Source organism: Allobaculum stercoricanis DSM 13633 (genome assembly GCF_000384195.1).
Classification (GTDB): domain Bacteria; phylum Bacillota_I; class Bacilli_A; order Erysipelotrichales; family Erysipelotrichaceae; genus Allobaculum; species Allobaculum stercoricanis.
Genome location: NZ_KB913034.1, coordinates 895,643 through 917,253, shown reverse-complemented (window position 1 = coordinate 917,253; position 21,611 = coordinate 895,643). Strand labels below are relative to the sequence as shown.

At 37.5% G+C, this 21,611-nt stretch carries 22 protein-coding genes; 2 read left to right on the top strand and 20 right to left on the bottom strand.

Annotation, left to right across the window (positions count from 1 at the left end; all coding sequences use genetic code 11):
• Positions 1-96: 96 nt before the first annotated feature.
• The 15 genes from ALLST_RS0104255 to truB form a co-directional block, all read right to left on the bottom strand.
• Entirely contained in the window at positions 97-603 is a 507-nt protein-coding gene (locus tag ALLST_RS0104255) for a tetratricopeptide repeat protein (protein WP_019892847.1), read from the bottom strand.
• Complete coding sequence (locus tag ALLST_RS0104250; RefSeq protein ID WP_019892846.1) at positions 575-1,456, bottom strand: Mrp/NBP35 family ATP-binding protein; 882 nt, start codon at positions 1,454-1,456, stop codon at positions 575-577. Before ALLST_RS0104250 ends, ALLST_RS0104255 begins: the two co-directional genes overlap by 29 nt.
• Positions 1,457-1,595: 139 nt before the next feature.
• Complete coding sequence (locus ALLST_RS10090) at positions 1,596-2,537, bottom strand: tyrosine-type recombinase/integrase (RefSeq protein WP_019892845.1); 942 nt, start codon at positions 2,535-2,537, stop codon at positions 1,596-1,598.
• Between the two features lie 12 nt (positions 2,538-2,549).
• Entirely contained in the window at positions 2,550-3,266 is a 717-nt protein-coding gene (locus ALLST_RS0104240) for a tRNA1(Val) (adenine(37)-N6)-methyltransferase (protein WP_019892844.1), read from the bottom strand.
• 3 nt (positions 3,267-3,269) lie between these two features.
• Positions 3,270-4,457, bottom strand: coding sequence for a DNA polymerase IV (dinB, locus tag ALLST_RS0104235; protein ID WP_019892843.1), 1,188 nt, complete (start codon positions 4,455-4,457; stop codon positions 3,270-3,272).
• Complete coding sequence (recN, locus tag ALLST_RS0104230; RefSeq protein ID WP_019892841.1) at positions 4,450-6,090, bottom strand: DNA repair protein RecN; 1,641 nt, start codon at positions 6,088-6,090, stop codon at positions 4,450-4,452. The genes dinB and recN overlap by 8 nt, the downstream gene beginning before the upstream one ends.
• On the bottom strand, positions 6,083-6,811 hold the full coding sequence (locus ALLST_RS0104225) for a TlyA family RNA methyltransferase (RefSeq protein WP_019892840.1): 729 nt from the start codon (positions 6,809-6,811) through the stop codon (positions 6,083-6,085). The genes recN and ALLST_RS0104225 overlap by 8 nt, the downstream gene beginning before the upstream one ends.
• On the bottom strand, positions 6,801-8,747 hold the full coding sequence (gene dxs / locus ALLST_RS0104220; protein ID WP_019892839.1) for a 1-deoxy-D-xylulose-5-phosphate synthase: 1,947 nt from the start codon (positions 8,745-8,747) through the stop codon (positions 6,801-6,803). The genes ALLST_RS0104225 and dxs overlap by 11 nt, the downstream gene beginning before the upstream one ends.
• 66 nt (positions 8,748-8,813) lie before the next feature.
• Positions 8,814-9,671 (bottom strand): polyprenyl synthetase family protein, encoded by an 858-nt coding sequence (locus ALLST_RS0104215; protein WP_019892838.1) that lies wholly within the window; start codon positions 9,669-9,671, stop codon positions 8,814-8,816.
• On the bottom strand, positions 9,655-9,876 hold the full coding sequence (gene xseB / locus ALLST_RS0104210; RefSeq protein ID WP_019892836.1) for an exodeoxyribonuclease VII small subunit: 222 nt from the start codon (positions 9,874-9,876) through the stop codon (positions 9,655-9,657). Before xseB ends, ALLST_RS0104215 begins: the two co-directional genes overlap by 17 nt.
• Positions 9,877-9,988: 112 nt before the next feature.
• Positions 9,989-11,392 carry an exodeoxyribonuclease VII large subunit gene (gene xseA / locus ALLST_RS11025; protein WP_019892835.1) on the bottom strand — a complete coding sequence of 468 codons (1,404 nt, stop codon included), beginning with the start codon at positions 11,390-11,392 and terminating at the stop codon, positions 9,989-9,991.
• On the bottom strand, positions 11,379-11,981 hold the full coding sequence (nusB, locus tag ALLST_RS0104200) for a transcription antitermination factor NusB (protein WP_019892834.1): 603 nt from the start codon (positions 11,979-11,981) through the stop codon (positions 11,379-11,381). Before nusB ends, xseA begins: the two co-directional genes overlap by 14 nt.
• Before the next feature lie 43 nt (positions 11,982-12,024).
• Positions 12,025-12,354, bottom strand: a complete 330-nt coding sequence (locus ALLST_RS0104195; RefSeq protein ID WP_019892833.1) for an Asp23/Gls24 family envelope stress response protein — start codon at positions 12,352-12,354, stop codon at positions 12,025-12,027.
• A 39-nt stretch (positions 12,355-12,393) separates the two neighbouring features.
• On the bottom strand, positions 12,394-13,353 hold the full coding sequence (locus ALLST_RS0104190; protein ID WP_019892832.1) for a bifunctional riboflavin kinase/FAD synthetase: 960 nt from the start codon (positions 13,351-13,353) through the stop codon (positions 12,394-12,396).
• Positions 13,353-14,177 carry a tRNA pseudouridine(55) synthase TruB gene (gene truB, locus ALLST_RS0104185; RefSeq protein ID WP_019892830.1) on the bottom strand — a complete coding sequence of 275 codons (825 nt, stop codon included), beginning with the start codon at positions 14,175-14,177 and terminating at the stop codon, positions 13,353-13,355. The genes ALLST_RS0104190 and truB overlap by 1 nt, the downstream gene beginning before the upstream one ends.
• Before the next feature lie 254 nt (positions 14,178-14,431).
• Here truB and ALLST_RS10080 point away from each other — a divergent pair, with 254 nt between their 5' ends.
• Positions 14,432-15,232, top strand: a complete 801-nt coding sequence (locus tag ALLST_RS10080; RefSeq protein WP_019892829.1) for a tRNA 2-thiocytidine biosynthesis TtcA family protein — start codon at positions 14,432-14,434, stop codon at positions 15,230-15,232.
• Positions 15,233-15,315: 83 nt separating this feature from the next.
• Here the strand turns inward: ALLST_RS10080 and ALLST_RS0104175 are convergent, their stop codons facing one another.
• On the bottom strand, positions 15,316-16,038 hold the full coding sequence (locus tag ALLST_RS0104175; RefSeq protein WP_019892828.1) for a YebC/PmpR family DNA-binding transcriptional regulator: 723 nt from the start codon (positions 16,036-16,038) through the stop codon (positions 15,316-15,318).
• A gap of 577 nt (positions 16,039-16,615) precedes the next feature.
• On the opposite strand from ALLST_RS0104175, the gene ALLST_RS0104170 reads away from it, so the two are divergent.
• Positions 16,616-17,035 (top strand): Spx/MgsR family RNA polymerase-binding regulatory protein, encoded by a 420-nt coding sequence (locus ALLST_RS0104170; protein ID WP_019892827.1) that lies wholly within the window; start codon positions 16,616-16,618, stop codon positions 17,033-17,035.
• Between the two features lie 157 nt (positions 17,036-17,192).
• Here the strand turns inward: ALLST_RS0104170 and ALLST_RS0104165 are convergent, their stop codons facing one another.
• The 4 genes from ALLST_RS0104165 to mtaB form a co-directional block, all read right to left on the bottom strand.
• A complete protein-coding gene (locus tag ALLST_RS0104165) occupies positions 17,193-18,149 on the bottom strand; it encodes a PhoH family protein (RefSeq protein WP_019892826.1) in 957 nt (318 codons plus the stop codon).
• Positions 18,150-18,373: 224 nt separating this feature from the next.
• Positions 18,374-18,553 carry a 30S ribosomal protein S21 gene (gene rpsU, locus ALLST_RS0104160; protein ID WP_019892825.1) on the bottom strand — a complete coding sequence of 60 codons (180 nt, stop codon included), beginning with the start codon at positions 18,551-18,553 and terminating at the stop codon, positions 18,374-18,376.
• A gap of 279 nt (positions 18,554-18,832) precedes the next feature.
• Entirely contained in the window at positions 18,833-20,281 is a 1,449-nt protein-coding gene (locus ALLST_RS0104155) for a UDP-N-acetylmuramoyl-L-alanyl-D-glutamate--2,6-diaminopimelate ligase (RefSeq protein ID WP_019892824.1), read from the bottom strand.
• On the bottom strand, positions 20,268-21,581 hold the full coding sequence (mtaB, locus tag ALLST_RS0104150; protein ID WP_019892823.1) for a tRNA (N(6)-L-threonylcarbamoyladenosine(37)-C(2))-methylthiotransferase MtaB: 1,314 nt from the start codon (positions 21,579-21,581) through the stop codon (positions 20,268-20,270). The genes ALLST_RS0104155 and mtaB overlap by 14 nt, the downstream gene beginning before the upstream one ends.
• Positions 21,582-21,611: the final 30 nt, after the last annotated feature.

The window sequence follows — 21,611 nt, the reverse complement described above, 5'->3', positions numbered from 1 at the left end:
ACGTCATTCATTTGACGCTTACAAAGGATTGATCTCTTTTTAACCGATTAAAAAAGGTTGCAGAATCGAACTAAATATTCTGCAACCTGTTCAGTTTTAATTTTGATGATTTAGTTTTTTGATCAACAAGTTCGCCATTTTGACATGTTTGGCATATTGATCATTGGGATCTAATGCATAAGCTTTTTCAAACCAATATTTTGCTTGTTGAGGATCTTTTTGAATGATCCTTCCTTGCATATATAACATTCCATAAGCATCCATTGCTCGTGGTTCGTTTTGATTAGCAGCTTTATCTAGCCAATAGAGAGCTTTTTGATCATCATGGATAATTCCTTTTCCATTTTGATAAAGCCAAGCTAAATCAAACATGCTACTTGCATCTCCATTCATCGCTGCAACTTGCGCATATTCAAGTGCTGCATGATGGGTAATAGGATGATGATATAAGCCATGCAAAAAGATATTTTTGGCCAGAATCTGCGCTTCTAAATCGCCCCAGTTTGCCGCTTGCCGAATTAAAGGCATCGCTTGTGCTAGGTTATGTTGATCCAGAAGCTCGTGATATTCTTGTTTAAGCTGCTGAAGCAGTTGGGGTTCCATTCAGCTTCCCTTCCTTAGCAAGTTGAACATCATCCATTAAGTCGCTCGCAAATTCTGCAAACAATTGATTTACTTCTTCTTGTTGTGCCAAGTTGAATGTATCATACGCATTTACATCTCGTAATAAATCTAACATTGGTAATGTTTGATAAATTCGTACGCCGACATTGTTTTTGAATTCTTCTAAATCTTCTGGATTATAGAAGTTTGTTCTTTCATTGCAATGTGGACAGTTGAGATAAGCCATATTTTCGACAATACCGAATACTGGCATATGCATCATGCCACACATACGAATTGCTTTAGTAACAATCATAGATACCATTGGTTGAGGTGTAGAAATCATGACAACACCATCCACTGGGAAATCTTGTAAAATTGTTAATGCAACATCGCCTGTTCCTGGTGGCATATCAATTAATAAAACATCTAATTCACCCCAAAGAACATCAGAGTAGAACTGTTTTAATACATTGGAGATGATTGGACCACGCCAAACAACAGGATCGTTTTCGTCGTTTAACATGTAGTTCAAAGACATCATTTTAATGCCATCTTCACTCATGATTGGCAATACATTTTGTTTTGCATCAGCATAAGCTTGTTCATGTTCTAATGCCATTAAACGTGGAATAGATGGTCCTGTAATATCAGCATCCAAAATTCCTACTTTTTTACCTTGGCGAGCTAAAGCACGAGCAAGCATAACAGTTACTGTACTTTTCCCTACGCCACCTTTACCGGACATTACGGCAACAATACTTTTAATATGATTATCAGGATTTTGTTTTAGACCACAGCTGGATGGGTCTTTTGAACATTTACCTGCAGATGGGCATCCTTCACAACTCATCTTCAAAACCTCCTCTATAAAAAATAAAAATTATTTTTTCAAAATTGATGCGGTCGATGAACAAAGTTTAAAAATTTGTTCTTTCACCGTGCTTTTCTATTGTAGCACACTAAGCAAGTTCTTTTTGTTTTCAATACCTTTACAATGCTTTTGATTCATTGTCATTTAGCGATTTTTGATCAAGCGCCTGAGAATCGAGATCAAGATTGGGACTTGGTAAAGCAAGATCAATCGTGTCGATCAAACGTGATGAATCGATATGGGTATAAATTTGCGTAGTAGCAATGTCACTATGACCGAGCAGTTCTTGAACTAAACGTAAATCCGTATCTTTTTCAATGAGTCTTGTCGCATACGAATGACGAAGCGAGTGCGGTGAAAACTGGGGTGATAAGTTTTCTTGTAAAGCACAAGCTTTTACCAAACGATACACGTATTGCCGATTTAGTTGTTTTCCTTTTGGCGACACAAAGAAATAGAGTCCTGCATTACCGGTTGGTTTACGAATCGTTTGACTATACGTTTCCATTTGCAAAACACATGCGTCGACTAAGGGGATCATTCGCTCTTTGCCCCCTTTGCCGTACACACGAATTTGTTTTTGGTTTAAACGGACATCATTTTGTTTGAGCGTACATAACTCGCTGACTCGCAAACCACAACAATATAACACCATGATAATAGTCTTATCTAAGATTCCTTTAGGACTTGAATCAAAACGTTTGAGAATCTCATCGATTTCTTCACTTGCTGCCCATACCGGCAATTTCTTTTCACGCTTTGGTGCTTGTAAAAGTGTACTTGGATCTTTCAATCCATAAAAGACATTTAAGTAACCAAAAAAAGAACGTAACGTACTCGTTAGACGGGATACAGAAGTTGCTTGATAGCGTAAGGATAACGAATCAAGAAAACCTTGCAAGAAAATTTGATCGACATCTTCTAATCGCACGCTCTCTTCTTTTAAATAGCGCGCTAATAACCTCAAATCTTCTTTTTGGGAATCGATAGTTGCCTTAGCTTTGCCTTGGCCATTTTCAATCCAAATTAAATACGTACGAATCAGATTTTCGATATCCATGATGTATCCTTTCTAGGCGCCACGATATAAAGGTTCTAATATTCTTGCTTTACAAGTTCCCTCTTTTACTGCTTCTAGTAAAAATGCTTTTGGTTGTTGATCACGAGCATCATAAATGATTTGAATTTTCGATGCTGCAAGCTTGTAGCGATTCATCATTAAAATCGTTTCCACTAATCGATCAGGTCGATGAACGAGGTAAAAACGGCCATACGAACGCAACAATCGTGAAACTTGTTGAATTAAAGTTTCTAAATCAAGATTATGTTCAAAGCGAGCAAGTTGTCGATGAGAAAAAGTCCCTTGTTCAATTTGTTTTTTCTCACGATCGGATAATTCAAAATATGGTGGATTACTCAGTACAACATCAAATTGGTAATCCGGAAAATCTACAACTGAACCGCAAAACACATGACTTGTCGCATGTTGAATCGTTTTTAAATTTTCTTTTGCTAATAAAGCGGGCATGTCCAATATTTCGATTCCTGTCAAACTTTTCGGTTTAAAGCGATCTAAATACACTAACAATGCGCCATTATTCGTCCCGATTTCGCAAATTTCTTCATCAGGTCGAATCGTAATAAAGCGCGCTAAATCAGCTGAATCAGAGTTGACACAAAAATGATTTTTGTGTTGGAGAATTTTACAAGAAGGTTCAACAAAATAATCTTGACGGCATTCTTGAAGCAATTGTTCAATTGTCATCTCGTTTTGATTTGGACAGGTCATTCATTATTCTCCTTTCTCATTCTTTTGGTTTTCTTTTTCTTTGAGCATTTGGGAAAGTGTCATAAGCTTTGCTCCTTCAATTTGAGTATTCAAATTGGCAATGACATCTTTTGTTGTCGATTTAAAGTCATCAAATAAAGTCGGTTGATCCACGATTTTCTCTTCGTTTGCTAAAGAGCCAACACTAATTCCTAAATGACGATACCCGACAGGTTCAAAATAACGATAAATGAGTGATCTAGCCGCTTCATTTAATATGTAATAATCATTGGTCATACATGGAAGTTTAGTCGAACGCACTTGATTGTTAAATTGACTATCTCGAAAGATCATCGAAAAAACGCTGCCTTTAATTTGTTGTTTTTGCATCGCTGCACTCAACTCTTTGACTAATTCACTCGCTCGAACAATCACTTCGTCGATTGTATAGACATCTGTACTATACGTTTTGGAATGCGAAACAGATTTACGAGTTGACGAATAAATGAGCTCATCGCTAGACCGACCCATAATTCTCTCTTGAATCTCCGGCCACGCATTTTTTAAAACACTTTGTGCCAGATCTTCATGTTCAGGATTCGCTAGATCTCCAATCGTGTTAATTCCAACTTCTTTCAATTTACCAACGGTCTTTTTTCCAACCCCAAAACATGCTCCTACATCAAGCGGATACAGCTTAGATTCAATATCGCGTTTACGAATGACTGAAATCCCCATCGGTTTTCTTAAATCAGACGCCATTTTGGCTAAAAAGCGGGTTGGCGCTACGCCGATCGAGCATTTCAATCCAAGTTTATGCAATACGCCTTGTTGAATTTGAACAGCTAAATCTAAAGGTCGTGGATATTTAGAAATGATCATCGTGACGTCCATAAAGCATTCGTCAATCGATAACACTTCAATTTTTCCTGTATATTGTTTTAAATACGCAAAAAATTGATTGGATAGAGATCGATAATACTTGTGATCTGCATCTAAAATCACAAGATCAGGACAAAGTTGTTTTGCTTGATAAGAGGGCATTGCGCTATGGACACCATATTCTCTAGCAGCATAGTTACAAGTCGAAAGAACGCCCCTAGCGCTATTTGAGCCAATCGCTAGGGGCTTGTTTTTTAATTCGGGGTGCCGAAGCTCTTCTGCTGAAGCAAAAAATGCATTTAAATCAATATGAAATAATACTTTAGCCATGTCGTACTCTTTCTAGTAATTCTTTCATACTCTCGATTGCTTTTGTATCGGCCATGCCGTGCGTCATAATTGCGAGCTCTTCTAAACGTTGTTGTTCATTTAGTGGATTGACACTCGTTGTCGTACTTAAGCCATCCGTACGTTTAACAACGCAAAAATGATCGTCCGCCCATACAGCAACTGAGGAAAGATGAGTAATACAAAGCACTTGATAATGCTTTGCAAGCGCATGCATTTTTGAACCCATGGCAAGGGCAACTTTCCCCGAAACACCCGTATCAATTTCATCAAAAATTAGCGTGCCAATGCCATCTTCAGCTTGAAACACAACTTTTAAAGCCAACATTAAACGGGATAATTCACCACCAGAAGCAGATAGTTTTAATGGTGTTAAAGGCTGACCCGGATTCATACTTGCGATAAATTCGATATCATCCATACCATCTTTAGAAGCCTTTTTTTGATTGAAGCGAATATCAAAACGACAATGTTCTAACATCAAATCTTTAGCGTGCATTTCAATTTGCTGGCGTAAAGATTCGACGGCTTGTTTTCGTGAGCGATGAATCGCACTTGCTAGTTGTGTGTATGATTTAGTCAGTTCACGTTTTTCTTTTTCTAAACGATCTAAAACGTCTTGGCGATTTAATATACGATCGACTTGCTCATTTAAGTTTGCTAACGTTTCCATCATCTCTTCATAATTTCCACCATATTTTTTATATAGGGATTGAATGAAGAATTCGCGTTCTTGCATCGCATCTAATTGCAGCGAACCTTCTGTAACATCCTCTTTGGTTTGTTCAATTTGTTCAAATATATCTTGTACTTGATAATACAAATCTTGCATTTTCAAACCATAGTCTTCATGAGTATAAACAGATTCCATGCGTTTGATTGCTTGGGCAAATTGATCGTTAATGCCTTGTTCTTTTTTCCATAAATAAAGCGCTTGGGATAGATTTTCTAATGTAGATTGAGCTCTGTCTGCTTGCTCGATTTTTTCTTGTAATTGTTCTAGTTCTTGGGGTTTGACTTTAGCTTGTTCAATTTCATTAATTTGTTTTGTGATCTTTTCTAAGTGCTCATCGGAAAACGTTTCTTGCTTGAGCTTGTGGATCTCAACAATTTTGGCATGCAGCTTGCGATAAGCCACTTCTAGTTCTTTACGTAACGAATCGTTTTTCGCATAACGGTCTAACAAATCCAATTGTAAAGCAGGATCCATTAACCGAATCGTGTCCATTTGAGAATGGATATCGATCATTTTGGAAACCAGCTTAGCAACAAAGGAATTGGTCGTTTGCCGATCGTTGACCAGCATTCGACTCTTTCCTTCGGCTTGAATGATTCGCGTTAAAATGATGCTTTCATCTTCATCAAATCCTGCCTCATTGAGCATTTCTTTGACTTCATCATTTGGCTCACTCAAAACCATTTGTAAAACGGCACGTTTTTTCCCTTTACGCACAACGTCTTTAGAGACTCTTCCTCCAGATATGACATGGATCGCATCGATTAAAAGCGATTTACCCGCTCCTGTTTCACCGGTAATCACAGCCATATTGCGTCTAAAATCAATTACTGCATGATCAAACAAGATATAATCTTGAACCATTAACTGATCAATCATCGAAAAGCCTCCTTCCTTTCGCATAAAGAACGTATTCTTGATTGCCTTTGCGGCCAACTACTGGCGAAGGAATCGATTTAACCGTTTTATAGTAGCGCTTTAAAAAGAGGGTGAGTTTTTCAAGCGCTTCTTTTTCATATTTCACATGGCGGATTACGCCTTTTTTATTCAATGCTTTTGGACCACATTCAAATTGCGGTTTACATAAAATGACGCAATGTAGTGGTACAAACTGTTCAAAAACAGGTTCTAAAATTGTAATAGCACTAATAAAGCTAACATCCATACAAATAAAATCGATTGTTTCCTCAAACCATTCTTTTTGCATGCCTCTAGCATTGACACCCTCCATTTTGACTACACGACAATCTTGGGCAAGAGTTTCATTGAGTTGTAGATGTCCGACATCTAGCGCATAAACTTTTTTAGCCCCATGTTCTAAAGCACATTGAGTAAATCCACCCGTACTTGCGCCAATATCTAAAACAACTTGGTTTAGGGTATCGATTGAAAATGCATCATAAGCAGCTGCGAGTTTCCCGCCTGCTCGTGAAACATAATCATGTTCAATTTGTTGGACTTCAATTTGATCATCCAAATTCATGTCAAACGCTGGTTTGGTAATCACTTGGCCATTCACTGAAACACGTCCCGCTTTAATTGCGTCCGCTGCTCTTGTTCTCGAGCCTAGTGAAGTTGCAAGATATTGATCAAGACGCATATGCATTCACCTGTTCAAATAAGTCATCGATCGAGCAATTTTGTTCTTTTAAAAGTTGATCGACTTTGCCATGTTGGATATAGCCATCACGCAGCGTAACCACATGGTAATCTTGTTCTTTTTTATAGAAATAAGCGGCGATTTGATCTGCCAATCCACCTTGGGCCTCATCCGTTTCATAAACCGTAATCGGTGTATTCATACCTTGTAAAACATCTAACATTTCTATATCTAAAGGTTTTAAATAACGTGCATTGACGACTAGCCAATTCTTATTTTCTAAGATTGCCCTTTGTTCAATCGTTTCCACTTGGGGACCATAAGAAATGATAATTTGTTCGATTGCAGACATTTGTTTTAAACGCGTAATCTCATCACGACTTTGATTGGATTTTTTTTCTTGATGATCAAAATTAAAAGTAGAGTTTTGACTTTGAATTTGCGTTTGACAATAAGTCCAAGTTCCAATTGGTAGTTGTTCTAAATTTAGATTGACGGAATAATTGACTTTTCCTCTTGGGTAACGAACAAAAAATGGATGTTTTTGTTGGAATGCCGTATATAACAAGTTTTGCGCTTCAGTTGCGTTTTTGGGTTGCGCAATGATTGTGTTTGGAATCGTGGACAAAAAGGCAATATCATAAATGCCTTGATGCGTATCCCCATCACTGCCGACAAGCCCCGCACGGTCAACGCCAAATACGACAGGTAAATCCATACGAGCGACATCGTGTAACACTTGGTCATAAGCGCGTTGTAAAAACGAACTATAAATCGAAACGAAAGGATGTAATCCTCCTTGCGCCATGGCGCCCGCCATGGTCACGGCGTGCTCTTCGGCTATGCCCACATCAAAAAAGCGGTCCGGATACTTTTGAGAAAATGGAATAAGCTCACTTCCAGTAGCCATTGCCGGTGTGATCACACAAAGTTTAGGATCGTTAAAGGCAAAGCGATTGAGTGTTCGGGCAATGACTTGGGACCATGAGATCGTATCTAAACTTGGTTTTTCTTTTGCTTGACCACTTGTTAAATCAAAGGGTGAAACACCATGCCATTCACCAATTTCGTCATTTTCCGCAAACGCATAGCCTTTTCCTTTTGTCGTCAAAACATGAACAACAATTGGTCCATCATGTTCTTTAGCCGTTTGTAAAGCAGAAATCATACTGCCCATATCGGTTCCGTCAACTGGCCCGATATAATCCAAGCCAAAGTCGCTAAACAAAGGCGCATCAATCACTTTTTCTTTAATACAATCACGAGAATGACGAAGAAAATCTAATATTTCTAGTCCAGTTTTTGTCGTGATTAAAGAATCGTATAAGTCTTTTTTCGTATCTCGATACACTTTAGACGTTCTAAGTTTTGTGATCGAGCTTTCAATACCACTAATATTAGGCGAAATGGACATGGCATTATCGTTAAACACAACAATCATTTTGCGATTTTGCGCACCAAGATCGTTTAATGCTTCTAAAGCCATTCCCCCACCTAAAGCACCATCGCCAATCACACTAATCACTTCATAATGTTCATGGTTTAAATCACGCGCAATCGCAAGGCCAAGTCCGGCCGAAATGGAAGTGGAAGAATGTCCTGCTTCCCAAGGATCATGCTCACTTTCATTGCGTTTTTGGTAACCCGACAGACCTTTAAATTGGCGAAGATGATCGAATTCAAATAGCCGTCCTGTAATAATTTTATGGGTATAACTTTGATGGCCGACATCAAATATGATTTTGTCTTTCGGTGAATCAAACACATAATGAAGCGCAAGTGTCAGTTCAATTACGCCTAGATTACTGGATAAATGGCCACCTGTTTGACTAATGCTTTGCAAAAGGAAAAGGCGTATTTGATTCGCCAAATCCTCTAATTCTTCAAGAGATAGATTTTTAATCTGACTTGGATTTTCGAGCTGCGAAAGTTTCATGAAACCTCCCCTTTTTACTAAATTTTCCGATTGAAAAAATCAATCGGAATGCGAAATATTCATTGTTTATTTTGTTCTTGTTGAAAGTTGTTCAATCATCATCCCAATTGATGGGGTCTGAATGGATAATTGGGTAAGTAATGCTTGAATATCTTGTTTATATTGTTGCACTTTAGCTTGACCTTCTTCTAAGCTAAAGAAATTTAATGCCGTTGCTTTATCATTTTTTTGATCAGATAAGCTTTTGCCTATCGCACTGACGGAAGATGTGATCTCTAATAAATCATCCTGGATCTGGAACTGAATGCCTAGTAAATGGCCGATTTGTTCCCACTTCGCTACAGATGTTTCATCATGAGCTAAAATTGCCGCACCCATTAAAGGAAGAGCAATTAAACATCCCGTTTTATACGTTTCAATTTCAATCAATTGCTCTAATGTTGTATTTTGATTGGCTTTTAAATCGAGATCTTGTCCATAGCACATGCCATTCGCCCCGATTTTTTGAGCAAGAAGCAAACAAAGCTTAGCGACTTGGTTTACATCATCGATTTTAGCAAGTTGTTCAAAAGCTAAACTTTGTAAAGAATCGCCAGCTAAAAGCGCAACATCGACACCAAATTGTTTATGACAAGCAAGACGGCCTCGGCGCCAATCATCATTATCCATTTCTGGCATATCATCATGAATTAAAGAATATGTATGAATCATTTCGATTGCTGCCCCAAAAGCAAATCCTTGATGATAGTCCATTCCATAATCATCCAATGCCCCAAAAAGCAACATAGGACGCACCCGTTTTCCTGGTGCTAATAGAGAATATTTCATCGCTTCTTTTGTTCTTGAAGCGGGTAAATGATCGAAGCAATGTTCTAAATACGTTTCAAATTCGTGTAATACACGTTCATCATTCATCTTGATCATGATTTTCAAGACCATCCTTTTCGATCAGTTGATTCATTTCATGTTCGAAATAGTCTAATTGTTTTTGACAAGTTTTAGACAGCTCTAATCCTTCTTTGAATAAAGTCATTGCTTCTTCTAATTCAACATTTGGATTGTTTAAAGTATTCACGATTTGTTCTAAGCGTGACATGGACTGTTGAAATGTCAATTTCTGTTCTGCCATAAAAATCCTTTCTAAAAAAGCAGGCTTGATCGCTTGATTCGCAATGCCTGCTTTTCATTCGATCTGACTCAGATCTATCTTTATGATTTAAATTCGTTGTTATGAATGATACTTATTCATGATTTTGGTCTTGATCAACCGAAAGCACTGAAGCAGTTGCGTGACCTTGATCAAATTGAATCTCGATTTGATCTTGCAACGTTAAGTCAGTTGCTTGCTTAATCGCACGACCATTTAAAGTGACAATCGAATACCCGCGTTTTAAAACTTGTTGTGGATTCAAACTATCCATCAGTTGTTGATAGGAATCCAACTTTGCTTTTGCACTCGATTGAATATATTGACACGAACGAATCATATTTTGATCCATCGCTAGCAAATGCGCTTTTTGCATTTGGATGTCGTTTAAAGGCGAATGTAAAAGTAAACGATTGTGCAAAGATTGAACACGTTTTTCATTCGTATTTTGAATTTGACGAATTTCTTTTTCGAGTTCATTGCGATTCGTTTGTACCACTGACCTTAAAGCAACAAAACGCTGTTGGCTTAAATTCAAGAGTTGAACACTTAAAAAGTTCAATTTATTTTTTCGCGTTTGCACAAATTCTAAGGGATTGGCTAAAAGCGGATTTGATTGTAAGTACATCAAACGTTGAGCGTTCGTTTCAAAATGGTGCGTCACGGCTTTTTTGAGTTGTTGCTCAAACGATTGCAGCGTTTGGCGCACTTCATATTGATCTGGTGTCACCCATTGGGCAGCGGCTGTTGGGGTAAATGCATAATGGTCTGCTGTAAAATCAGCTAAAGAAGAGTCCACTTCGTGACCAATCCCCGTAACGGTATAAGTCTTCATGACATGTAAAGCTTCGACAATAGCCGGATCATTAAAACAAAAACGATCTTCAAAGCTTCCACCACCACGCACTAAAAGGATCGCATCCATTCCTGCTTGATCCGCTTGTTGAAGCGCTTTGACAATTTTAGCTGGCGCATCAACACCTTGGACAGGTGCTTCAAATAAATGGACACGTAACATTGGCCAGCGATTACGAACGGTTTTTAACACGTCTTGTAAAGCTGCAGTTGTGCGACCAGTAACGACACCAATGCGATTGATTTCTTGAGGACGAGGCTTTTTGATCGTTGGATTAAAATAACCCAGCTTTTCAAAATATTGTCGTCTTTTTTCTAATTCAATTGCTAAAGCACCAATCCCATCACGTTGCACATAGTCTACAGAGAGTTGCAATTGTCCGCGTTTTTCATAAACGGTCAGTTTGCCATGGACAAGAACTGCCATTCCATCTTCTAAAGTAAAGCCCAATTTTGCGGCATTGCTTTTCCATAACGTACAAGAAAGTTGTCCTTGATCATCTTTGAGATCAAAGTAACAATGCCCATTAATATATTTCACATTCGACAATTCCCCAGAGACGAGGGCTTGATCGAGTTTAACATGGCTAGATAGAAATGCATTGACCTTGTTAACCAAGACACTAACTTTAATCTGTAACATCTTCTAAGTTATCCAAAATACCATTAATCATTTTTGGCGCTGCATCATCGCAGTATTCTTTAGCCATAGTGACTGCTTCATCAATAACAACCGCTTTTGGGATCGCATTCACATATAAATCTTGGCAACTGATTAATAAAATACCTTGTTCCAAAATGGAAAGACGTTCAAATTCCCAGTCGCTACGTAAACGGTCAGAAAGCATTTCTTTGTATTTTTCTTCGTTTTCGACTGTTCCAATCGTTAAGGAATATAAATAGCCGTCTACTTGATTGCTTTCGCATAACACATCAAATAAGCATTTTTTAATATCTTTTTCTAATAAGATATGTTGATAAACAGCCTCTAATGCCAACAAGCGCATTTGGTGGCGGTTGAATGGAATTTTGTAATCAATCATCGCACGCCGTGGTAATTGAATTCTTTGGACTAAAGCTTCTTGAATATAAACTGGAATTTCATCCAGTCGATCTTTAATCGCATCGTGGATAATAGGTGGAAGATTTTCAATACCTTTTTTTAATGCTTCAGGTTCCATCGGGTTCACATCAGCCAATGTCTTTTTTTCTTTACGGTCAGTTTGTTTCATGAGTTCAATCCTTTCTTCAAAAAAAGGGAATCCAAAGATCCCCTTAAAAGATAAATCCGACGACCTGAATTTTAATCGCTTCAGGTTTGTATTCCGTCATGTATTCAATCGTTTCAAAGATCTTGTTTTGTAAATTGGCGCAAACGTCACTTACATTCGCTTGACATCCAATACGTACTGGAATTGTAAGATATAGTTTGCCATCTTCGATCGTTGCTAAACGATCGTTTCTAGAAATTTTAGTATTGTCGACTAATTCGACATTTTTTTCATCTTCAATGACATTGCGAGCAATTGTCGCAAAAACGTTGCGGTTATAAACAATCGTTCCGAGTTCGCCCGCAACTTTCATGCTGTTGGTTTCGTTTGACATAATATCACCTAACTCTTTTTACTCAATTAGTATAACATCCTAAGAGCGCAAACTCCATAATTTGGTGGTTCGAGAATAGAGAGCCTTTTGTTTATTTAAGCAAGGAAGTACACTTTTTTGATCATTTGTAAGCTGTGCTTTTAATTCGTCTAGTGAATCGAACTTTTTCTCGTTTCTTAATTGTTCAACAAAGTAAAAGCGTGTTGGAACATCATAAATGTCTTCAAAGAAATTTAAGATATTCGCTTCAATCGTTTTTTCTTGATTATTGAATGTCGGATTATACCCAACATTAATCATTGCCGGGTAAAGATCTTCGCGAATTTGAACATAACCGGCATAGACTCCATTTTTCGGTAAGATCGATTCTGGTCCAACACTTAAATTAGCAGTTGGAAAGCCAAGAATTCTACCTCGTTGATAACCATGAACAACGATCCCTTTGATTGAATAAATATAACCTAAAAGTTCATTGGCTTCTTTAACATCGCCTTGGCGGATCAGTTTTTCGATACGAGTTGAGGAAATTTTATCATTTGCTTTCGAGACTTGACCGATCACTTTCGTTTCAAATCCTCGTGCTTGTTGTAAAGTTTCAACACTCCCTGCCCCTTTTGCTGCATAGTGGTAGTCATAACCACAGACGAGTTCGCGAATATTGAGATCTTCAATCACTTGATGAAAAGACTCAATCGAAAGTTCTGCAAAGTCAGCAGTAAAATCTAAAATATAAAATACGTCGATTTGGTTATGGCTTAATAACGTCGCTTTGTCATCTAAATCACTTAAATGTTCTAAATTCGCATCGGGGTGGATAATTTTCCAAGGATCAGGATCAAATGTAGCAACAGCGCTTTGCACATGTAATTTTTGGGCATCTGCTTTTGCTTGCTCGATCAACTCTTGATGTCCAATATGTAAGCCATCAAAATAGCCAATCGCACAAACGCTTTCTTGGAGTTTTGGAATATTTTTATGATCGATACGAATTGTTTTCATTATCGCAACCCCCGCTCACAAGAAAACCAATTTTTCCCTTCGTATTTTCGCTTATAAATCGCCAAGTTTTCACCTTGATCCATAACCAAAACAAGATCATCATCACAATCTAATTGGACAGTTTGTCCATTGCGAATGCGATCAGGTTCTGGCGCTTGAATTTCTGGCAAATTTAACAACTTGTTAATTGGATAAACCACATGTTCTTGGGCATCTAGATCTTGTGCTTGTTCAATACTAAAACCATTTGCTTTTGTGCGAACTAGACTTTTCATCGCAGCTAAATTGTTCGTTTTTTGGCCAAAATCACGACAAACAGAGCGAATATAAGTTCCCGAAGAACAATCGATCGAAAAACTCAATTCTTGCTGATCGATCACACTAACATCATAGATTTCAATGTCGGTATAAACATCTGGTACTTCCAAGCCTTCTCGTAAATATTCATACATCTTTTTGCCTTGTATTTTTTTAGCACTAGCCTTAGGCACTTTTTGATGTTGTTTGCCAATAAATGTTTTTAAAACCGCTTCAAAATCAAAATCCGTATGGATCTGTGCTTCTTGTTCAATTTGTCCAAATACATCATCTGTATCATATTTAGCACCTAATTGAATTGAAGCAATATATTGCTTATCGGTATCTTGGATATAAGGTAAAATTTTCGTCGCTGTTCCCGCAAGAACAACCATGACGCCAGTCGCCATCGGATCTAAAGTTCCCGCATGGCCAAATTTCTTTTGTCTATATCGTCTGCGTAGACAAGCAATGACATCTAAGCTTGTCATATTTGCAGGTTTATTTATTACAATAATTCCGTTCATAACTACATTTTAAATTGATTTTCACAATACGCCAATCTTTAAGACAAAATCCATTTAATCTCATGTGTATAAATAAGGCAAGTTGTTGGCATGTCTCTTTGTTTATATTGTAAAACACTCAGGCAATTCAGATCATTTACAAAGATCAAGAATTTCAATCTACAAATTTGAATTTTTATGTTTTACTGTAACGGGCTATTTTGTTTTGAACATTCAAACAATAAGCCAATTGTTGACTAAACCAGGAGAATACAATGAAACTTCAAAATATATTAAGAGCTTTACGTCAAGCGGATATCGATTTTGACATGATCGAACCGGGTGATAAACTTGCTGTGGCATTATCGGGTGGTAAAGACTCGATGTTGTTGTTTTTAGCTTTGTCTGTGTATCAGCGTTTTAGTGAAAATGATTTTTCCCTTTGCGCAATTCACGTCGATATGGGCTTTGAACAAAAAGAAAATGAATTAATGAAACAATTTGCTGATCAACATAACCTCGAATTGCACATTGTTCCTTCTCAGATTTTTGAAATTTTAAATCTTGAACAAAACAAGAAAAATGGACGTATTCAATGTTCGCTCTGTTCCGTTTTAAAAAAAGGAACATTATTAGATACTGCTAAAGAATTAGGTTGTAATAAAGTCGTCTTTGGTCATCATGGTGACGATGCTTTAGAAACGCTTTTGATGAATATGATTCATGGTGGACGAATTTCGACATTTGCACCTGTGCAATATATGTCACGAATGAATATGTGTATCATTCGTCCTTTGATTTATCTCAAAGAAGAAGAAATTATCAAAGCATGTGAACAAAACAATATTCCACATGTTAAACCGGTCTGTCCAAATGATGGTCATTCTGAACGACAAAATATGAAAGAACTTCTCGACAAGTTTTATACTCTCTATCCTGATGCCCACGATAATTTCATGACTGCACTCGTCAATCGTCCGGCTGATCAACTCTGGAAACCGAATCCATCCAAAACCACTCCAGCGGGAAGAATGAATTCGCGCATCATTCAACACGACGAAAGACCCAAAAAATAGTTTCATCAAACCCTATTGATATAAATTAAAAGGCAGTCTTGACTGCGCATATTGCGTTTAAGACTGCCTTTTTCATATTCAAATTAAATGTTAGATACGTTGTGGTAAACGTTTTGTACGTCATCCACGTCGTCTAATAAAGTTAACAAACGTTTGAATAAATCTAATTCTTCACCTTCGAGTTCAACTTCTTCATTTGGAACCATACGGCGTTCTAATACTTCGTAGTGAACATCTGGAATTAAAGAATCAATCGCTTCTTTCGCTTCATCTAATTGAGTTGGATCCACTGTAACAGTCATGTATCCATCTTCAACTTCTGTATCGCGAAGGTCGATATCGTGTTCAAGCATTGCTTCCATCATTGCTTCTTCATCTTCATATTGGATGACGATAACGCCTAAATCTTCATAACCAAAAGATACGGAGCCATTAACACCCATTTTGGAGTGAGATTTGTTGAAGCAAGCACGTAAGTTTGCGATTGTACGGTTTGGATTGTCTGTTAAGCAGTCGATGATGACTGTAGATCCGGCACCTAATCCAAATCCTTCATAGCGTGCTTCAGAGAAGCTTTCATCTGCAGAAGATTTAGCTTTATCGATAGCACGTTTAATTACGTCAGTAGGCACTGAGTTTGCTTTTGCACGAGCAATCGCTTTTTTCAGCGGCTGGTTCATATCTGGATCAGGAACACCACTTTTTGCGGCCACTAAAATTTCCTTGGAATATCTGGAATATACCTTAGCTTTGGCGGCGGCAGTTTTGGCCATTGCTGCTGCACGCACCTCAAAATGTCTTCCCATTATTATCACCTTTCAAAATTTTGCCTATTTAATATAGCACGTTTCTTGCCAAGAAACGAAAAAAATCTTAATCCTGCTCAATTTATCACAAGGTTCTATTTTAAAAAATTGACTATTGATGCAAAATAAGCGATTTTTTCACCGAGTTTTTATCAATTCTATCTCAAACTATTGATTCAGAGAAAAAAACATGAAGCACATATTCAAAACAGTCCTTTTCGTTTGATCCAACGAAAAATTAAATATTTATCGCAATTGCATTGAGAGAGGGAACACCCGCTTTACATCAGCATTGATTTAGAGGCTCGCTTTTTGAAACCGAACATGTAAAGAAATGAAAGTTATTGATACAATCAATCAAAACCAGAAATAATTGTAAACGCTTGTATAAAAATCACTTTACCAACGCCTTAAATTGTCATAAATAAAGAAGAGACGGCTGATCTACATGCAATTGATTCTTGCAAAAGAATCTCAATTATAGAGTTATCGTTCAATCATTTAGTATTTATTTTTACGTAAAAACGATTGTTTTTGATTTAAATCCATAGATCGCAAAATTAAAGGAGTTTTCACAATGAACGTTTCGGTATTGTTTTATACCTCTCCAGGCTGTGCCAATTGCCGTAAAGCAAAAAAATGGCTTGAAGAGAACCACATCAAATTTGTTGAGAAAAATATTTTGTCCAAAGAGTTAAACGAAAAAGAAATCAAATATTTACTAACGCGTTGTGAAAATGGAACAGAAGATCTTCTCTCCACTCGATCGAAAGCTTATGAAGAACTAAGAGATATTATCGATGACATGTCAATCGGTGAATTGACTCATTTCATTCAACAACATCCTTCTGTTTTAAAACGTCCTATTCTCGTTTCGCGATCCAACATTGCGATTGGTTACGATCATGATGAGATCACAACAATGTTACCCATCGAAAAGAGAAAAGATTCATTCTCTCCCCTTGCATCTCCTATTTTTACTTATTCAAGACCTTAATCAAAACGACCACATGCTTGCAAACATGTGGTTTTTGTTTTTCTTATTGCAATATTCCTCTTTTACCTATCTTATGCATTCATTTCCATCTAATCGAAAAAACTCTTTTAAACAGTACTCGTTTTTGATTTCGAGTCTATTTAAAAGAGTTTTATTGCTATTGTTCAACTGTTTCGTATCGTTCGATAATTTTTTGGACGAGAGGATTTCGGACAACGTCACTTTGATCTAAATATTGAATCGCAATCCCGTCAATTCCTTTTAAAATATGACAAGCTTGGATCAATCCTGAATCCGCCTTACGAATTAAGTCAATTTGGCTAATGTCACCATTGATAATCATGCGACAGTTTCGACCCATACGCGTTAAAAACATTTTCATTTGGGCTTTTGTCGTATTTTGTGCTTCATCCAAAATGACAATTGCATCATTTAAAGTTCTTCCGCGCATGAACGCTAAAGGAGCAATTTCAATAATTTCTTTTTCTTGATAGCGCTCAACCGTTTCTGCGCCGAGCATCTCATTTAATGCATCATATAAAGGTCTTAAATAAGGATCGACTTTTTCTTTCATATCGCCTGGTAAAAAACCAAGCGATTCCCCCGCTTCAACAGCAGGACGCGTTAAAATAATTTTTTCAATTTTCCCCCGTTTGAGTTGATCTACGGCATAAGCTACGGCTAAATATGTTTTCCCTGTTCCGGCAACACCAGAAGCAAAAATAATTTTTTCATTGCGAAAAGCATGAACTAAACGTTTTTGGTTACTCGTTTTGGCAAAGATGACTTTCCCACTCTTTGTTTTGACAACAGGCTTTTCATTACTAAACTCATCGGTTAAATCATGTCCCCGACTCGCTAAATAACAAAGACGTTCGATTTCATCATTTTCAATTGCGCCATCTTTAGCAATCTTTTGGACCATTGCATCTAATACGCTTTCGATTTGATGAAAAACGATCTCTTGACTGCTTTCCAAAGTAATTTCTGAAGAATGCATCTTAATTCTCACTGGAAATGCTTGTTCGATGATTTTAAAGTGATCGTCCTGAAAACCAGGAAGTGCGATCAAGACATCATAAGGCAGTTCCGAGCAGTCGAGTTTAAATTTCATTTGGTTACTCCTTTTCAAAATGAATGAATATGGATTCACTTTTATCAGTGTGCTTCAATTCAAATTCAAAAAAAACGATTCGTTTGAAGCAAACACACGTTAGGCATATTGTACTTGTTTTCTAAATAATAGTAAAAAATGTGATCTGACAATTTATTCTGTCATGCTGAATTAATAAAAGACCTACCGCATTTTTGCGTAAAAAAAAAATCTGCTTGCGCAGATTATTTTCCTCTTCTTGCTTTACGGGCAGCTTCGGATTTCAGTTTTTTCTTAACGCCCGGTTTAACGTAGAATTCTCTTTTACGAGCTTCAGCAAGGGTACCGTTGCGGGAAACCTGACGTTTGAATCTGCGAAGAGCATCATCAAGCTGTTCGTTTTCTTTTACGATTACTTTTGGCATGTTACAACCCCCCTTCCCGAATGAACAATAACTATTATATTGAACGATATGAATATTTCAACACCGAATGACAAAAAATAGTGGATTTTTGCATGAAACAAACTGTTTTTTTAAGAATAGACTAATCGGGACTATAATCCGACCAAAAATACGTTCGAATTCCATTCTTTTTTTCATCGAAATACAATTTCAAATTAAAAATAGAGCGCCAATCTTTCGTTTTATTTGACGCTCTAGTTCATGAACAGTTCCAATGCAAGATGAGTTTGATGTTATTTTTTATTCTTTGAGCAAACGCTGAATGCATTCTTTCGCAGCGTTGTTGTCACCCATCCAAGGTACACGTCCTTCTTCATGATACATGAATGTTTCGTCACCTTTTCCTAAAATCAAAATGGTATCTCCATCATTGGCTGATTCGATCGCTTGTCGAATCGCTTCATAACGATCTGCAACAAAAACATTACGCACTGCGCTCATTCCTGTTCTGATTTCATTGGCGATTTGTTCTGGAGATTCATCACGTGGGTCATCTTCTGTTAAATAAACGGAATCGCAATATTTTTCTGCTAATTGACCAAAGACTTTTCGTTTTGCTTTATCACGTTTACCAGCTGAGCCAAACACAGCAATAAGTTTGCCACCTGGTTTGACGATCATTCTGCCAAAACGCATCATTTTTTCCATTCCATCTGGTGTATGAGCAAAGTCACAAATCACATTGAAATTTTGTCCTTCATGAATTTGTTCCATTCTTCCTGCAACCTGGGGAATGTTTTTCGCTTTTGCGATGATCGATTCTAAAGTTTGATCGCTTGTTTCATTAACAGCCGCAATTGCAGCTAACAAGTTATATAAGTTGAATTCACCAACCAAATTCGATTCAACAGGATATGTTTTACCACCATAGACCAAATCAAAAATAATTGAAGTTTGATCCATCTTGATATTAATTGCCCGGTAATCAGCCTCGCTTTCAATTGAATAAGAAATAGTGCGTGCTTGGCTAAGTTGTTTTAAATCTTTATATGTTGGATCATCAGCATTTAAAATCGAAACCCCGCTTGTTTTAACACGATGCGAGAATAGTTTTGCTTTGGCATTGAAGTAGTTTTCCATTGTTCCATGGAAATCCAAATGGTCATACGTCAAATTGGTAAATACTGCACAATCGTAATCGATGGCATCCACCCGTTTTTGTGCTAAACCATGGCTGGATACTTCCATCGCACAAGCTTTCATTCCGGCATCCGCCATGTTCCGTAATGTTTTTTGTAAGAAAATTGCGTCTGGTGTTGTTAAATCCGGTTCCAACACCGTATTTCCATAAGCAATCGCAATTGTTCCGATATAACCGCAAGGAGTTTCGGGTTGTTCAAAGTGGCGAATGATATTGGCAATTGTACTTTTCCCATTTGTCCCTGTGATTCCATACATACGCATTGAATCCGCTGGGCGATTATAAAAAATACGTGCTGCTTGGTTCATCGCATTCGTTGTATCATCGACACGAATATAGACTGCCCCACTAGTTGGATGGTCAATCACTTTGGAGTGAACAATCGCAATCGCTCCTTTTTCTACTGCTTGGTCAATAAAATCATGACCGTCATACGTTAAACCAGGAAGACAGAAATATGTATCCCCCGGTTTCACATTTCGTGAATCAAAAGAAAGTCCTTCTGTATTTACAGTTGGGACATTCTTGAATATTTTAGATAGTCTCATTTTCAGCCTCGTGTGAAACGACATAACGTCCGTTTTCAATTTTATCTATTTTAACATTTAGTCGCCCTTTAAGGGGAACCTCGCTATAAATTGTCGCTGGATGGTATTGTGAAGTATAACCGAGATACCAATTTGGATGATGAACGTCTTCTCGTTCAATCAATACTTGGGTATGCATAAAGCGTTCCATATCGCGTTGGCGCAATGTTTTAGAGAGTTCAAGCAATTGATCTGTTCTCTCTTTGGCAATATTGCCATCGACAAACCCCGTCATACGATCCGCTGCGGTCCCTTTACGTCTTGAATAAGGGAACACATGTAAAAACGAGAACTGGCATGCTTCAATCGTCTTTTTCGTCGTTTCAAATTCATCATCGCTTTCTTGTACAAATCCACAAATAACATCCGTAGAAATAGATATATTCGGGATTTTAGCGCGAATTTCCTCAATGCGGGCAATGAATTCTTCTACTGTATATGGGCGATTCATGCGTTTGAGTGTGCGATTATCACCAGCTTGTAATGGGATATGTAAATGCGGTAAAATGCGTGGATTTTTCGCCATCAAATCTAAAATGCGATCATTCACTTCTGTAATTTCAATGCTCGATAAACGATAACAAACTTGTTCTGGAGTTTGTTCCAGCAACAATTCCAGTAAATCGCAAAGATCCGTTTCTCTAAAGTGATAGCGTCCGGTATGAATACCCGTTAAAACAATTTCTAAATGGCCATTTTGAGCTAATTTTTGCGCACTAGAAACGACTTCACTTGGAATTTGTGAGCGTTCAAATCCCCTTGCTAAAGGAATTTGGCAATACGTACAAAACTGGTTACAACCATCTTGAATCTTTAAAAATGCGCGATGTTGACCTTCAAACACCCCAATTGGCATCGATTCAAATTCAGTAAGATCTCGTGAGTTTTCGACAAAATCTTTTTGATGCGGCTCATGCGTATTTTGCGCTTTTTCGATTAAATCAACGAGCTCATTTTTATGTGATGCCCCAATCAATAAGTCTGCTTGTAAAGAATCTCTTTCTTCTTGCTCAACCACTTGGGCATAGCAACCAACCACCACGACAAATGCATGGGGATTTTCGCGTTTTAATCGCGATATTTTACGACGCGATTTTGCTGCAGCCGTATTGGTGACTGTACATGTATTTATAATAATGACATCTGCTTTTTCATCACTTTTAGCTTGGCGATAGCCGTGTTCTTCTAAAAGTGAGGTATAGAATGCCGATTCGTATTCGTTGACTTTACAGCCTAACGTTTCAATCGTAAACGTCTTCATTCATTCTCCTCAATACGATTTGATCGTCTT